This is a genomic window from Uliginosibacterium aquaticum (assembly GCF_012972705.2).
GTDB classification, from domain to species: domain Bacteria; phylum Pseudomonadota; class Gammaproteobacteria; order Burkholderiales; family Rhodocyclaceae; genus Uliginosibacterium; species Uliginosibacterium aquaticum.
The window spans coordinates 226260-241052 of record NZ_JABCSC020000004.1; the positions used below are offsets into that span (position 1 = coordinate 226260).

The 14793-nt window shown below is 62.2% G+C and carries 12 protein-coding genes; 9 read left to right on the forward strand and 3 right to left on the reverse strand.

Features of this window, described 5'->3' with window-relative positions; genetic code table 11:
• Nucleotides 1-22: 22 nt before the first annotated feature.
• Entirely contained in the window at nucleotides 23-484 is a 462-nt protein-coding gene (locus tag HJ583_RS16265; protein ID WP_170022900.1) for an Lrp/AsnC ligand binding domain-containing protein, read from the reverse strand.
• A 179-nt stretch (nucleotides 485-663) separates the two neighbouring features.
• Between HJ583_RS16265 and ald the strand changes: the two genes are divergently transcribed.
• From ald to map, 6 genes are all read left to right on the forward strand, one after another.
• On the forward strand, nucleotides 664-1779 hold the full coding sequence (ald, locus tag HJ583_RS16270) for an alanine dehydrogenase (protein WP_170022901.1): 1116 nt from the start codon (nucleotides 664-666) through the stop codon (nucleotides 1777-1779).
• A 137-nt stretch (nucleotides 1780-1916) separates the two neighbouring features.
• Nucleotides 1917-4238 (forward strand): Tex family protein, encoded by a 2322-nt coding sequence (locus HJ583_RS16275; protein WP_170022902.1) that lies wholly within the window; start codon nucleotides 1917-1919, stop codon nucleotides 4236-4238.
• Nucleotides 4239-4449: 211 nt separating this feature from the next.
• A complete protein-coding gene (locus HJ583_RS19365) occupies nucleotides 4450-6600 on the forward strand; it encodes a glycosyl hydrolase family 28 protein (RefSeq protein ID WP_170022903.1) in 2151 nt (716 codons plus the stop codon).
• Nucleotides 6601-6843: 243 nt separating this feature from the next.
• A complete protein-coding gene (locus HJ583_RS19370) occupies nucleotides 6844-9240 on the forward strand; it encodes a methyl-accepting chemotaxis protein (protein ID WP_170022904.1) in 2397 nt (798 codons plus the stop codon).
• Between the two features lie 231 nt (nucleotides 9241-9471).
• Nucleotides 9472-9696 (forward strand): ParD-like family protein, encoded by a 225-nt coding sequence (locus tag HJ583_RS16290; RefSeq protein ID WP_170022905.1) that lies wholly within the window; start codon nucleotides 9472-9474, stop codon nucleotides 9694-9696.
• Complete coding sequence (map, locus tag HJ583_RS16295) at nucleotides 9693-10508, forward strand: type I methionyl aminopeptidase (RefSeq protein ID WP_170022906.1); 816 nt, start codon at nucleotides 9693-9695, stop codon at nucleotides 10506-10508. The genes HJ583_RS16290 and map overlap by 4 nt, the downstream gene beginning before the upstream one ends.
• A 126-nt stretch (nucleotides 10509-10634) precedes the next feature.
• On the opposite strand, the gene HJ583_RS16300 is transcribed toward map, so the two are convergent.
• Complete coding sequence (locus HJ583_RS16300) at nucleotides 10635-11537, reverse strand: LysR family transcriptional regulator (protein WP_170022907.1); 903 nt, start codon at nucleotides 11535-11537, stop codon at nucleotides 10635-10637.
• A gap of 143 nt (nucleotides 11538-11680) precedes the next feature.
• Between HJ583_RS16300 and HJ583_RS16305 the strand changes: the two genes are divergently transcribed.
• Nucleotides 11681-12037 (forward strand): HPF/RaiA family ribosome-associated protein, encoded by a 357-nt coding sequence (locus tag HJ583_RS16305; RefSeq protein WP_170022908.1) that lies wholly within the window; start codon nucleotides 11681-11683, stop codon nucleotides 12035-12037.
• Between the two features lie 81 nt (nucleotides 12038-12118).
• Nucleotides 12119-12595: a hypothetical protein gene (locus HJ583_RS16310; protein WP_170022909.1), complete on the forward strand. Its 477-nt coding sequence runs from the start codon at nucleotides 12119-12121 to the stop codon at nucleotides 12593-12595.
• A gap of 75 nt (nucleotides 12596-12670) precedes the next feature.
• Here HJ583_RS16310 and HJ583_RS16315 read toward each other — a convergent pair whose 3' ends face one another.
• The gene (locus HJ583_RS16315) at nucleotides 12671-14419 is read right to left on the reverse strand and encodes a pectate lyase family protein (protein WP_170022910.1); all 1749 of its coding nucleotides are present in this window, start codon (nucleotides 14417-14419) and stop codon (nucleotides 12671-12673) included.
• Between HJ583_RS16315 and HJ583_RS16320 the strand changes: the two genes are divergently transcribed.
• Nucleotides 14373-14741, forward strand: a complete 369-nt coding sequence (locus tag HJ583_RS16320) for a hypothetical protein (RefSeq protein WP_170022911.1) — start codon at nucleotides 14373-14375, stop codon at nucleotides 14739-14741. The genes HJ583_RS16315 and HJ583_RS16320 overlap by 47 nt on opposite strands.
• Nucleotides 14742-14793: the final 52 nt, after the last annotated feature.

The following is a 14793-nucleotide window of genomic DNA, read 5'->3' on the forward strand; positions in this document are numbered from 1 at the left end:
CGCCTTTTTTATGTGTGCTGCTTCAAACCGGCAGTTCGGCTGATTCCTTGATTTCTTCCATCACCACATAGCTGCGGGATTCCACAGCCTTCGGCAATTTGAGGAGGATGCGCCCGAGCAGGTCGCGATAGTCGCGCATGTCCGGAATGCGAGCCTTGATCAGGTAATCGAACTCCCCAGCGACAAGATGGCATTCAAGCACTTCTGGCACGAAACTCAGGGCTTGCTTGACTGAGTCGAAGATCTCGGCGGATTTTTGCGCCAGACGCAATTCCACGAAAACCAGCACACGCAGCCCGAGCGCCTCGGGGTCGATCCGGGCGTGGTAGCCGGTGATGACCCGGCTGCGTTCCATACGCTTCACCCGCTCGCTCACCGGAGTGGCCGAGAGGCCCACGCGCTGGGCCAGCTCAGTGATCGGCAGGCGCCCTTCGCGTTGCAGGACGGCGAGAATTTTGCGGTCAGCCTTGTCGAGTTCGATCATTCACTGCTTACCTGGTTGTCAGGGCAAATTGTGCTCTGTATTCACTGCGAATCACCAATATTAAAGCGATATTCACTTGAATGGTGTTCCTAAGATTCACCTATCGACTGAAGCAATTCTGCGCGGCCGAAAGAGACTGATCTGATAGGCAGTCATCGTGAGCAACTGGGAGAGAAATCATGCGGGTAGGCGTAGCGAGGGAAATCAAAAACCATGAATACCGGGTCGGCCTCACGCCGGCCTCGGTGCGCGAGTTGGTCGCGCAAGGACATGAACTGCTGGTGGAGCAATCTGCTGGCCTCGGTATCGGAGCCGCCGATGCGGACTATCAGGCGGCCGGCGCACGAATTGTTTCCACCGCTGCCGAGCTGTTTGCCACGGCGGACATGATCGTCAAGGTGAAGGAGCCTCAGCCGGCCGAGTGCGCCATGTTGCGACCGGGCCAGATCCTGTTCACTTACCTGCACCTCGCGCCGGATCCCGAGCAAGCCAAGGCGCTGCTGGCCAGCGGCGCAATCTGTGTGGCTTACGAAACTGTGACCGCTGCGGATGGCAGCCTGCCGCTGCTGGCGCCAATGTCTGAAGTGGCCGGGCGCATGAGTGTGCAGGCCGGCGCGCACTGCCTCGAAAAGGCTCAGGGCGGGCGCGGCGTGCTGTTGCCGGGCGTGCCGGGCGTGTTGCCGGGCAAGGTGGTGATTCTGGGTGGCGGCGTGGTCGGCAGCAATGCCGCGCTGGTGGCCGCCGGCATGGGCGCGGACGTGACCGTAGTGGATCGCAGCCCTGCCGTGCTCAAGCGTGTCGCCGCGCAGTTCGGCACCGCGGTCAAAACCCTGCATTCGACGCGCGAGGCACTGGAGGCGGCAGTCTGCGCGGCCGATCTGGTGATCGGTGCGGTGCTGGTGCCGGGCGCTGCGGCGCCGCGTCTGATCAGCCGCGAGCTGCTCAGCCGCATGCAGCCGGGCTCGGTGATTGTCGATGTGGCCATCGACCAGGGCGGCTGCTGCGAGACCTCGCATGCGACCACACATGCCGAACCGACCTATGTGGTGAATGACGTGGTGCACTACTGCGTGGCCAACATGCCTGGCGCGGTGGCCCGCACTTCCACCTACGCGCTGAATGCTGCGACCCTGCCTTTTGCCATTGCATTGGCTGGCAAGGGCTGGAAGCAGGCCTTGAAGGACGATATCCATCTGCGTCACGGCCTGAACGTGTGCGAAGGCAAGCTGACCTGCAAGGAAGTGGCTGACGCGCTGGTGCTGCCATATACGGCTGCCGAAAGCGTGCTGCAGTAAGGCCTGAGGCTGGGGGCGACGTCTGCGTCGCTCCCGCGAGGATGTGGCCGCCGGGCCGAGGAATACCCGCCCGGCTTGCCCACCGGCGCTGGCTTGGGCATAGTCGCGCCTCCCTTGGTTTCAAGCGCGTCTGCATCATGCTGCCCTCGATCGAACTCCGTATTGCCTCCGAACTCGCTGCTCAGCCGCGTCAGGTCATCGCCGCCATCGAGCTGCTCGACGGTGGGGCTACCGTGCCCTTCATCGCGCGCTACCGCAAGGAAGTCACCGGCGGGCTGGACGACACCCAGCTGCGCACGCTGGAAGAGCGCCTGGGCTATCTGCGCGAGCTCGAAGAGCGGCGTGGCGCGGTGTTGGCGAGCATCGAGGAGCAGGGCAAGCTGACGCCGCAACTGCGCGCCGACGTGGAGAACGCCGAATCCAAGCAGCGCCTCGAAGACTTGTATCTGCCCTACAAGCAGAAGCGCCGCACCAAGGCCCAGATCGCCCGCGAAGCCGGCATCGAGCCGCTGGCGGACGCGCTGCTCGCAGATCCGACCCAGAAGCCGGAAGAAGTCGCCGTGCAGTACCTGAATGTGGACGCCGGCTTTGCCGACGCCAAGGCCGTGCTCGATGGCGCACGCCAGATCCTGATGGAACGCTTCGCCGAAAACGCCGAGCTGGTCGGCAGCCTGCGCGAGTATGTGAGCGAGCATGGCGTGGTGCGCGTTGAAGTGGCCGAGGGCAAGGAGAACGACAGCGAGGCGGCCAAGTTCCGCGACTATTTCAGTTACAGCGAGAAGCTCGGCAACATCCCTTCGCACCGCGCGCTAGCGCTGTTCCGTGGCCGCAATGAAGATTTCCTGCGCGTGAAGCTGGCGCTGGATACCGATCCGGAGGACGGTTCGCGCTCGTCCGAGCCGAACCCTTGCGAGCGCAAGATCATGGTTGCCGCTGGCATAAAAGATCAGGGCCGCGCCGCTGACAAGTGGCTGGTTGATACCGCACGCTGGACCTGGAGCGTGAAGCTGGCGCTCTCCATGGATCTGGACCTGATGGGCAAGCTGCGCGAGCGCGCCGAGGAAGAGGCGATCCGCGTCTTCGCCCAGAATCTGAAGGCCTTGCTGCTCGCCGCACCCGCTGGAGCCAAGACCACCATGGGCCTCGATCCCGGCATCCGCACCGGCGTGAAAGTGGCGGTGGTGGATGCCACTGGCAAGCTGCTGGAAACCGCCACGGTCTACCCGCACGAGCCGCGCCGCGACTGGGACGGCTCCCTGCATACGCTGGCAAAGCTGGTCGAGAAACACGGCGTGCAGCTGATCGCGATTGGCAACGGCACCGCCAGCCGCGAGACCGACAAGCTCGCGGGCGAAGTCATCAAGCGGGTGGCCCCGGCCAAAGTAACGAGCATCGTTGTGTCGGAGGCCGGCGCCTCGGTGTATTCGGCTTCCGAACTGGCGGCCAAGGAATTCCCTGAGCTGGACGTGAGCCTGCGCGGCGCGGTGTCCATCGCCCGCCGCCTGCAGGATCCGCTCGCCGAGCTGGTGAAGATCGAGCCCAAGGCCATCGGCGTCGGCCAGTACCAGCACGACTTGAATCAATCCAAGCTCGCGAAGTCGCTCGACGCGGTGGTGGAAGACTGTGTGAATGCCGTTGGCGTAGATGTGAACACCGCCTCCGCCGCGCTGCTGACGCGCATCTCGGGCCTGAACTCCACGCTGGCGCAGAACATCGTCGCGCATCGCGATGCCAACGGCGCCTTTGCCAGCCGTGCCGCGCTGAAGAAAGTGCCGCGCCTCGGCGACAAGACCTTCGAGCAGTGCGCGGGCTTCCTGCGCGTGACCGATGGCAGCAACCCGCTCGATGCCTCGGCGGTGCACCCGGAAGCCTATCCGGTGGTCGAGAAGATCCTCGCCGACGTGCAGAAGAAAGCACGCGAGCTGATCGGGGATTCGGTCACGCTGAAGAACCTGGATGCGCGCAAATACACCGACGAGCGCTTCGGCCTGCCCACGGTGCAGGACATCCTGCGCGAGCTGGACAAGCCCGGCCGCGACCCGCGCCCCGAGTTCAAGACGGCTTCATTCCGCGAAGGCGTGGAAGCCCTCAAGGATCTGGAGGCGGGCATGCTGCTCGAAGGCGTGGTGACCAACGTCACCGCCTTCGGCGCCTTTGTCGACATCGGCGTGCATCAGGATGGCTTGGTGCATATTTCCGCGCTGTCGAACCGCTTTGTGAAGGATCCGTCCGAGGTCGTGAAGGCCGGTGACATCGTCAAGGTGAAGGTGGTCGAGGTCGACCTGCAACGCAAGCGCATCGCGCTGACCATGCGCCTGTCGGACGAAGTTGTGCGCAAGCCGGCGGGTGAGCAGCCTGGCCGCGATGCACCACGTGGCAGGCCGCAGCAGGCGGCCCGGCAGGAAAAGGCGCCTGCGAACAATGCGCTGGCGGCCGCCTTTGCCAAGGCGCGGCGCTGAAAGATCTCAAGCCGGATAAGCAGAAATACGGACTATCGTCCCCCGTTGTTTAATGTAGCCTTTCAACTAATTATTGGCTGGTTTTCGGGGGAGTCGCGCAAGGCTTGTATCGCGCGATTTGGAGGCGTATCAGGGGTTCTTGCGGCGGCAGTTTTTCGGTGTTCCGAAAGCCTGTGCTCAGGCGGCTCCTGGCTGCAATCGGGAGTGAGACATGAAAAACAAAGGGATGCCGGCAGGGGCCGCAGCACTCATCTGTGCGTTGGTATTGGGCGCTTGCGGGGGCGGTGGTTCAGATGCTGGCGGTTCCAGCGCCGGCACGAATAGCAGCGCAGCGGGGGCTTCCTCAGGGGCGGCAGTCAGCAGCACGAGCAGCAGTGCCGTAGCGTCGGGGGCGAGCAGCCAGTCGGCTTCCTCTGCGGCGAGCGTGGCGGCTTCGTCCGCAGCCGTGAGCAGCGGTGCGAGCGGTGAGAATCTGAGTCTGCAGGTGCCGCCGCTGGCCTATGACGACAGCAGTCTGACCCTGGTGTGGAAGAAGCCGGCGGACTACAGCGCCCTGGCTGATTTCAACGTCTACATGAATGGCAGCAAGCTGGGTAGCGCCGCTGCCAACAACACGCTCAACTCGCCGGCCAAGCCCTATATCGACCAGTTCTACGCGGCCGATACGGCGGGTTTTCACGTCAAGGTACTGTTCCACAACTTCAAGGTTACGGGCCTTGCACCGGACACGGCCTACACTTTCACCGTGCGCGCGGTGGATGCGGCGGGCAAGGAGTCAGCCGACAGTCAGCCGCTCACGGTGCGCACGGCACCCGCCTATACGCGGATTTATGACGTCTCCAAACTCGGTGCGATGGGTGATGGCACGACGCTCAACACCAGTGTCATCCAGGATGCCATCGATACCTGCGCCGCCGGCTCTAGCTCCGCTTACGGCTGCAAGGTGCTGATTCCGGCGGATGCGGCCAGCGGCAAGGTCTTCCTGACCGGGGCCTTGTTCCTCAAGAGCAACATGACGCTGGAGATCGCAGAAGGCGCCACCCTCAAGGGGTCGGCGGACTCGGTGGATTACCCGCTGGCCAAGGGCTATCAGCTCTACAGCTATTTCACCAACAGCACTGATGATCGTCGTCCTCCGTCGCTGCTCAATGCCTTGAGTCCTGCGCACATGAACGGTACTGCAGCACTTGTCGACCACAATGGTTACGACGAAACGCGCGGCGTGTTCCAGAACATCCGTATCACCGGCAAGGGCACGCTAGATGGCAATGGCTGGACACGCTCTGCCACCGACACCACCGATGAGCTGGGCAATGGTCTTGCCAATTTCGCCGGTGGCAGTGCCAGCAAGGTGGCCAGCCTGGGCATCCTTGCCAAGAGCCAGCTGGCGGCTACCGGGGCGACGGTAGGCAGCACGGCGCACGATAACTACTACAGCAATCGTCGCTCCAGCCTCGCCACCTTCCGCGGAGTGCGCAACATCTATCTGGGCGAGCTGAAGCTGACTAATCCGGCCTATCACGGCGTCATGTTCCTGGAGAGCGAGAACATGGTGTTCGCTAATACCGTGACCCAGACCTTCGACATCAACAATGCTGATGGTGTCGAGTTCGGCAATAGCGACAACGCCTTCGTGTTCAACAATTTCGTCGATAGCGGAGATGACAACATCAACTTCGCGGCCGGCCAGGGCAAGAACTACGAGGGTGTCACGCCGCAGCAGAATGCCTGGATCTTCAACAACTATCTGCGCGAAGGGCATGGCGGGGTGGTGGCGGGTAGCCATACCGGTGCCTGGATCCAGGACATCCTGGCCGAAGACAACGTGATGTTCCTCACTGACAACGGCCTGCGCATGAAGAGCACGCCGGCTACCGGAGGCGGCGCGCGTCGGGTGGTGTTCCGCGACAACGCCATGCGCAACGTTGGCACCAAGAATTCGGTGACGATCAGTGGCCGCACGCTCAGCAACAATACCAACGGCAATCCCTTCATCTTCACCCTGGCTTACTCGGCGGGCAGCAATGTGTTCGACAAGGCCAGTGCCTCGGCGCAGTTCCGTGACATCACGATCCGTAATGTGACGGTGGATAACGTCAGCACCAGCAGCGGTGGCGCCATGATCAAGGTTGATGGCTATGACGGGACCGACGCCACGCTGGGCTATGCGGAGACCTTCCAGGAGAACATCCTGTTCGACACGGTGAAGATCACCAATGCCCTGCCGATGAGCATCAGCCGCCTCAAGGACAGTCGCTTCACGAACGTGACGATCACCAACTGGGGCACGGCCACCACCCCCTGGGCGATCGCGAACTCCAGCGGCTTGACTTACTCCGGCGTGACACCTGCCGTGCCCTGAGCCCGCAGCATCTGCTCATCTGAGCCCCGCGCCACCGCAAGGTGGCGCGGGGCTTTTGCTTGTGAGGTCAGGTCTTCCTGAGTGCCTGGGGCGCTGCAAGGCGGTTCAAGTTCGTGCCGGCTGCGTCCGTTATTTCCAGAGTGGGGTGCTGTGCTGCCCGGCCTGCTATGTGACAGGCGTGTGGCACGCGTGCCACGGTCACCAGCAGGGGCGGGCGGCCGGCTTGAATACAGGACTTTGAACATGGTGACGAACAAGAAACCGGTGGCCTATCTCGCCCGCGAGATGGGCGGCGGGGGCATGCCTGACCAATTGCTGGACGGCATCCTGAACGCCACCGAGAAACAGGGCCAGCATCTGGCCGTATTCCGTGGCGGCTATCTTGGCAAGGATGCTGGCGCGGCGATCTACGATCTGATCGGCCCGGCCTATCAAGGCGTGATTTCCTGGGCCTCGTCGGATGCCGACAAGATCACCAGCTGCTATTACGAGCGCTACGGGAAACTGCCGGTGGTGACCCTGACCCTGCCAGTGCCCGCGCGCCCGGTGGTGACGATCGACAGCTATGCCGGCATGCGCCTGATGCTCGATCACATGATCCAGCATCACGGCAAGCGTCGCCTGGCCTTTGCACGCGGCCCTGAGAGCCACCCCTACGCGCGCGAGCGTTATCAGGCCTATCAGGATGTGCTGCGCGAGACGGGGCTCTCGGCAGATCCGCAACTGGTGTCGCCCTGCCTGACCTGGGGCAAGGATCAGGGCGAGATCGTGGTGCGTCTGCTGATCGACGAGCGCAAGCAACGCCCTGGGGCGGACTGGGATGTGCTGGTCTGCGTGAATGACAACATCGCCATCGGTGCGATCGAAGCGCTCCAGGCGCGCGGCATCCGGGTGCCGGAGGATGTAGCGGTCACCGGCTGCAACGATGCTTTCGAGGCCCGCACGGTGACACCGCCGGTGAGCACAGTGGCTCTGCCGGGGGATGCGCAGATCGCCAAGGCACTGGATCTGGTCAATGAGCTGGCCTCCGGCGGGCGTGCCGGGAACGAGGCCAAGCTGCCGGCGCGGCTGGTGCTGGCGCAGTCCTGCGGCTGCTCCTCGCACAATGTGCAGACTGCACTCTCCGGCCTCAGTGCGGCCGGTCAGCCCTTCGGAATGCTGGCGCGGGCGAAGGCGCTGCTGCGCATGTTCGGCTTCTTCAGCCAGGCGAGTGCGGTCGAGGCTATGTGCGCTGCCGTGGATCTGGGGCCGGAAGCCTCGGAGGCTCGCAAGGAGGTAGTCCGCCAGCAGGCTGAAGCGCTGGTGGAGGCCTTCGCCAAGGAGTTTGCCTGGAGTCGCCACCGTGGCGCTTTCATCAAGGCCCTGAATGTGGCGGCCAAGGCTTTTGCCGACAACAAGCTGCAGATCGAAGATCTGCACAACTGCATCTCCGCCTTGCGCAGTCGCCGCCTGCCGAGCCTGTGGTGGCGCGGGCGCATGATTCGCGCCGAGGATATCTGGAGTCAGGGGCGGGTTGCGCTGAGTGAAGCGGCAACCCGCATCCGCGCCGCCGCCAATCTGCGTGCCGTGGCTCAAGAGCGGGCGATCAGCCAGCTGGGGGCCAAGCTGGTCACGACTCACGAGATTCCGGCCATCGTCAAACTGCTTGAGCAGGATATTCCCAAGCTGGGCATCCCTGCCTTCTGCCTCGCCGTGTATGAAGGTGGGCCTGGCTGGGACCGCAAGAGCATTCCCTCTCAGCTCAAGGTGCTGACCTCTTTTGGCAAGTTCGGCAAACGCTTTGAGGGCAGCAAGACCACCCTGGCCTGCGAAGCCCTGTTGCCAGAGTTGCTGGCGGGCAGCAATGAGCGCCTCGCGCTGATGGTGATGCCGCTGCATTTCACCGATACCCAGATCGGCCTTGCCGTGTTCGGTGTGGGCCCGCGTGATGGTGGTGTTTATGAAGCCATCAAGATCCAGCTTTCCAGCTCAATGTTTGGCGCCTTGTTGCGCCAGACGCTGTCGAGCACCCTGGGCATGCTTGAGGAGAAAGTGGCCGCAGTGTCGGTGAATTCCGAGGAGATCAATCACAGCGTGCAGGGCGGCTCGGATGCCATGGAAGGCGTGGCCAGCGCCATGCATGGCATCGCCCAGCATATCCGCGAGGTGATGGATGTGATCCGCAAGGCAGTGGATCTGACCGCCGCGGCCAATCGCGACATGGCGACCCTGCGCGCGCAGTCCGGCGAAATCACCAAGATCCTTGGCCTGATCACCGAGATTGCCGAGCAGACCAATCTGCTCTCGCTCAACGCAGCCATTGAAGCCGCTCGGGCGGGAGAGGCCGGGCGTGGTTTCGCCGTGGTGGCGCAGGAGGTGAAGACCCTGGCGATGAACACCGTGACCTCCTCGGCCAGCATCCGTGCGATGGTCGGTAATGTGCAGGAGAGCACTCAGCTGGTGGTGGGGTCGATGTCCGGCATCAGCGAGATCATGAGCAAGGTGTCGGAGCTGGCGGCCGGGATTTCCAGTTCGATCGTCGAGCAGGAGCAATCGGCCGGGGAGGTCTCTTCGATTCTGGTCGAGGCTGCACTGGGGACTGAAGGCATTGCCAAAGTGCTGGCGGAACTGGATGCGGTGAACAAGAGCGCACAGTTCTGAGAAGCTGCTCACGATCTGGCTGCGAGGCGTGATCAGGGCTCATGCGTTGCTCGGCCTCCTCATTTGTCAACATAAACTCCGGTTCCTGCGCTTCCCCAGCCTCGCCTCTGCTGACGGCCTCTCGCTCCAGATCGTGAATAGCTTCTGAGGTCCGCCGGCCGTCCTGTCGGCAAGGCCCGAACGATCTGGTAATATACGGTTTGTATATAAAACATATATCCGGAGCCGCTAGTGGGAATCGTCAAAATCTCGGAGCAGATGCATGAGAATCTGCGTCTTACCAGTGGGGCCCTGAGCCGCTCCATCAATGCCCAGGCCGAGCACTGGTTGCGGGTGGGCATGCTGGCGGAGCTGAATCCGAATCTGGCTTACGCAGAGATCTGTCAGCTCCTGATCCAGGCTGAGCAGCAAAGCGTGAGTGAGCTGCTGGCAGCCGTTCCGGCGAGGGCAGCATGAAAGCTTCGAAATTTGTGACTATCCGGACGCCTGCCGAGATCGCTCTGGCACGTGAGGCCGGGAAGCTGGCCGCCGATGTCCTGCAGATGATCGGCGAACATGTGCGGGCAGGCGTTACCACCGATGAGCTGGACCGCCTCTGCCACGACTACATCGTCGATGTGCAGAAGGCGATTCCGGCCAATGTCGGCTACCACGGCTACACCAAGACCATCTGCGCTTCGGTGAATCACGTGATCTGCCACGGCATCCCGTCCGACAAGGTGCTGAAGAACGGCGATATCGTGAATATCGATGTGGCCATCATCAAGGACGGCTGGTTCGGCGACACCAGCCGCATGTACTACGTGGGCGAGCCTTCTATCCTGGCCCGGCGTCTGGTCCGCACCACTTACGAGGCGATGCGCGCCGGCATCCAGCGTGTGCGTCCCGGCGCGACCCTGGGCGATGTGGGCTATGCAATCCAGAGTGTGGCCCATCGCGAGGGGTTCAGCGTGGTGCGCGAATACTGTGGCCACGGTATCGGCGATATCTATCACGATGAGCCTCAGGTGCTGCATTACGGCCGCCCCGGCGAAGGTCTGGTGCTTCAGTCCGGCATGGTGTTCACCATTGAGCCGATGATCAACGCCGGCAAGGCGGCCACCACGCTGCTGCCCGATGGCTGGACGGTGGTGACCAAAGACCGCTCCCTTTCTGCGCAGTGGGAGCACATGGTGGCGGTGACTGATGATGGCTTCGAAGTGCTCACGCCCTGGCCGGATGGCTATGGCGACTATTCGCCGATCCAGTCCGCGGGTGTGCCAGCCTGAGCGTGCAGCATTGGCCGGGCCGGGATTGAAGCATGGCCTCATGGGGGCGGCCTCTGGCCGCTTCTGACCCGCTGTCATGATTTCATCCGCTTGCCCGGCAGGAAGCTGCTTTGCGGCGCAAAGCTTTCAATCCAGCGGATACAGCCCCTCGCGGGCTGTGCGCACGATGGCCTCGGCACAAGGATGGGTGATCCGCTTTTGTACCGTGATGGCGTAGCAGGCCTGCTCGATGCCCTCTGCCATGCCAATCAACTCCACCCCGAGTTGCTGACAGAGCATGTCCTTGAGCACCATCGGGGCCGGAAAAATGCCGCGCCCCTTCCCGCCGAAAGCGGCCAGCATGCCTGCGTCGTCAAACTCGGCGACGATGCGAGGACGGATCTTGTGCATGCTGGCCCACTGACGGAACTGACTGCTGACGGCGGAATCCTCCCCCAGCAGCAGGAGCGGCATGGCATGCAAGCGTTGCGGGAAAGGCTTTTCGCGGCAGCGTTCGGCAAGTTCCGGGCGAGCGAAAAAACCCATCTTCGAGGCGCCCAGGCGGTGGCTCCAGGCTTTTACGCTCAAGCCCTGCGGTACCGGGGTATCGGCCAGTACCAGATCCAGCCGGTGCAGGGCCAGCTCGGAGAGCAGGCGATCGATTCGCCATTCGCGGCAGATCGTGCGCACCGGTACATCCATGGCCAGCACCGGCTCCAGCAGGCGCTCGGCAACGGCATTGGGGATGGCATCCGAAATGCCCACCCGGAACTCCATCGGCATGCCTTCTGCAGCCTCGCTGGCGAGCTGCTCCTGCAGTTCTGAGCCGAGCGAAAAGATCTCTTCCGCATAACCCAGCGCCATCCGACCGGCCTCGGTGAGCGCCAGCTTGCGCCCGTCCTTGCGGAACAGGGCCTTACCCAGACGCTCTTCGAGCAGCTTGATCTGCCCGCTGACGGTCTGCGGCGTGGTGTTCAGCGCCTCGGCTGCGCGCAGTACCCCACCGCAGCTGGCCACCTTCCAGAAGTAGTGCAGATGCTTGTAGTTCATGCGGATATTGGCTCCTTGAATGTTCGGTAAAACCGAATATAAAGGCATGAATATTCGAATATACAGGATGGTTTGGCGCCCCTAAAGTGGCTCCATCGCTGATGCGAACAGCGATACAAGCCAAGCCACCAAGGAGATGCATCATGAAACTGGCCATCAAGAAAATCAGCGGCACTCCGCTTGATCATGCCGTCATCGCCCATATCGAGCGCCGTGCCGAGTTCGCGCTGGCGCGCCTGAAGCTGCATGTGCAGCAGGTCCAGGTGGGGCTGATCGACCTCAATGGCCCGCGTGGCGGGATAGACAAGTGCTGCCAGATCCAGGTGAGGCTGGTCGGCGAGCCGGCGTTGGTGGTGGCTGAGACTAGCGATGATTCCTATGCCGCGATCAATCGCGCATTCAGCGTGGCGAGCCATCTGGCGGCGCGCCGCATCGAGCGCCGCAGTCGCCGCCATCCGGAAATGCGCGAGATGCTGCAGGTGCCGGCCATCGTTGGCTGAGAGCGCCGGCGTAGCGCACTGCCGCGCGGGGTGCGTTGCGCACTTCGCTCCCCTAAGGCGAGGAAACACAGGAGAACAACAATGAACCCTTATCTGATTGATAGCCCGCATGCTGTGGCGCGCCTGCTGGCGCTGGCGGTGACCATTGATGGCGTGCCGTCCGATGTCGAGCTGCGCACGCTGGAGCAGCGCGGTGTGCTGCAGGCCCTGAGGCTTAGCCGCGACGATTTTGATGATGTGATGGACGCATTGTGTGCGGATTTACGCCAAAGCACCCCGACGGACCGGCGCGGGTTCAGATCCCTCGGGCGCTCCCAGATTCGCGCCATGCTCGACGAGATCCAGGCCCCGGCCTTGCAGCGCGAAGTAGCGGCCCTGCTGTTTGACATCTTCAGCAGCGACCATCGTCTGGTCCGCGCGGAATCCATCTTGTTGTGGGACGCGCTCGATCACTGGGGCCTGCATCTGCGTGAAGTGAGCGGCCTGATCCGCAGCTCGGCCAGCAGCTCGCGCCTGCTTGATGAAGCCTGTTTCACGCGGCGGGTGGTGCCGGTCTAGCAGGCCTGGTGGTGCAATGAAAAACGGCGACCTTATGGTCGCCGTTGCTGTTTCAGGTGAGTGCTGATCGGTAGATCAGAGGCAGCTCAGGCTGATGCTGTTGATGTAGACCGCTGAGGAAGAGTCGGTGCGGATCTGCAGGAAGGAACCGCCCGTGTAGCTTGCGTTGTCGAGCTTCCAGGTGAAGGTGTTGTCTCCAGCCACGATGCTCGTTGCCGCAACAGAAACAACCACCGAGGTGTTTTTCGTGGTCGTTGTCCCGGTGCTTGAGAGCGTGGACGTAGCATGCGGTGAGTTCCCGGTGCTCGTCGTGTTGTTATCAACGTATACCTGGAAGGTGCTGCCGGTACCTGCCTGGCTTGCGTTGATCGTCAGGGTGCAGGTCTTGCCGATGATGTTGAAAATACCGCCTGGAGTGTAGTTGGCCGGCGAGCCTGTGGGCCCCGTCGTTGTTCCTGTGCCCAGAGCCCCGATTGTGAAACGAGCGCCAGCCAGGGTAATTACGCCACCGGAAACTGTCGGGCTTCCACCTGTCTTTGCATACATCGACACTTCTGTTCCGGCGTCATTGGTGAACTTGGCATAACCAGTCGTGAACAGAGTTGCCGTAGTAGCCAGTGAGAAGTCGTCCGACCACGGATAGGTGATCGTCGTAGCGCTACCCCCACTGGCCGAGCTGGAGGCTGCGGTGCTGCTCGAAGCAGCCGACGAAGCGGCCGAACTGCTGGCAGCGGCAGAGCTGGTGGCCACCGATGAAGCAGCACCACCGCTGGAGGCACTGCTCGAAGAGGAGCCATCCGGCATCTTGCCCGCACCAGCGCCATTCTTGATGAGATCCGGAACGTTCGCCGCATCATCCAGTGTGTAGGCGTAGGGGATCGTGATGGAGGTGGTCGACTTCACATCCGGGCCGGCCGGGTACTCCTTGTTGGTGGCATCGGCCAACCAGGTCACATTCGCCCCGAAGATGTTGCCAGCCACGTCCCAGTAGCCCATCACGTCGGTGTAGAAGGTGCCGATGGGGTTCTTGGCGTTGGTGAAGTAGTTGTTCTCCGCCTTGATTTTGCCGTTCATGCGCGGATTCATACCCGATTCGATGATGCCGTCGTAGTAGTTGTTGAACGAGTGCGCGGTCGCCCAGCGCAGCAGCGGCATGCGTGAATGGAGGTTCTTGTAGTAATTGTGATGGTAAGTGACCGGCCCGTTCTGGTCGTCACTGTCACTGTAACCGACCAGGCCACCGCGGTCGGAGCCTGTGAGAATGGTCCAGGAGAGGGTGACGTACTTGGTGGTGTCCTTCATGTCGAACAATGCGTCGTAACCGTCCGACTCTCCACCTGAGGCTTCGAGTGTGCAATGGTCAACCCACACGTTAGAAACATTCGTTTCCATGCCAATTGCATCACCTCCATTGGAGGTGGGCGAGCCGGATTTCTTCACGTTCTTCACGTGCACATTGCGGATGATGATGTTCTTCGCATCGCGAATGTGGATGCCGATCTGATCGAAGACCGCATTGCTGCCCACACCTATGATGGAAACGTTCTGCACTCCCTTGAGCTGGATGGCGTCTGCCACTGTGTCGCATTGACCGCTTTGCTTGGTGGTGTTGCCGTGATTGATCGTGCCGTTGACCTTGATGATGATCGGGGTGGTCTTGGTGGTGCGATTGCACAGGGCTGCGTTGAATTCGGTACCCGTGGTCACGATGACTTCCGCACCGCCAGCGCCGCCCGTGGTGCCACCATTCTCGGTCGAATAGCCGACCTGTGCGTCGATGAAGTTGCCGCTGCTTGCCGAGGAGCTGGTGGCCGAGGACGCCATGGCGGACGAAGTTGCGGAGCTTGAGGCAATGCTTGAGTTTGTAGAGGAGGATGAAGCCGCAGTAGGTGGTGCTGCACCTACGCTGCTGGCGGCTACGGAGGATGCTGCTGCCGTTGAAGAGGCTGCGCTTGAGCTTGCTGCAGCGGTGGAGCTGGCCGTCGTAGTCGAAGACGTCGCGGTGGATGTTGTTGCTGCCGACGAAGCTGCGGTAGAGGTGGCGGCAGATGAGGTTGCTGCTGCCGTGCTGCTGCCTGCCGAAGTGGTGCCGCCACCACCACCACAGGCCGTGAGTGTGCTTATGGCAGCGACGATGGCGACCTGATTCATGCTACGTAAAACAGACATCTTGACTCCTCCTGATTGTGTATTGACGA